This window comes from Corynebacterium sp. UMB8791 (genome assembly GCF_054166365.1).
On sequence record NZ_JBSZCG010000161.1, the window covers coordinates 1 to 702 of the forward strand.

2 pseudogenes are annotated in these 702 nt (G+C 55.6%); both read right to left on the bottom strand.

Annotated features, from left to right (window positions below):
• Positions 1–128: pseudogene (locus ACXIUA_RS10935) on the bottom strand (membrane protein insertase YidC); the annotation flags it as partial.
• Positions 129–146: 18 nt separating this feature from the next.
• Positions 147–702: pseudogene (gene yidC / locus ACXIUA_RS10940) on the bottom strand (membrane protein insertase YidC); the annotation flags it as partial.

The window sequence follows — 702 nt, forward strand, 5'->3', positions numbered from 1 at the left end:
ATGGTGACCACAAGCAAAATAATGGCCAGCACCCAGGAGATACCCGAGGAGGGATCGAATAGGAAACCTGAGGCCTTATGCCAGAACCACAGGATGGCCGAAATCGGCACATACACGAAATTGAGCACGGTCTAAGATTCCTGGCGCTTCACCAGACCGGCTTCCTGGCGGGCACGCGTGCGGTCAACAGACATGCGAGCGTTGAAGTGCGTTGCAAGTGCCGCGATAACAATCAGCGGAATGGCAACGATCATGATGTCCATGCGGGTGAAGTCCGCAGGCGTACCAGGCACAGTAAAGGCTGCGTATTGATCCTCACCCATACCAACCGAACTGGACAGTGGAGCATTGAGCACACGAGCCAGCAGGAAGGACCGCACCTCATCTACACCGAAGACGTAGTTAGGCGTATTCCAGTTCTGCTCCACCGACATGCCGAGCGCATTGCCCGTCGTACCCGTTCGGTTGAACGAACGCAGCACGTGGAAAAGGCCAATGAACACAGGCATCTGAACCAGAATCGGCAAACAGCCGCCGAGCGGGTTGACACCCATTTCCTTCTGTAGCTGGCGCATAGCAAGAGCCTGAGCCTGCTGATCGTTCTTGTACTTCTCCTTGATGGCCTGCATCTCAGGAGCGAGCTGCTGCATCTTGATGGCAGAACGCTGCTGGTTCAGCATCGGCTTAAACAGGAGGATACGG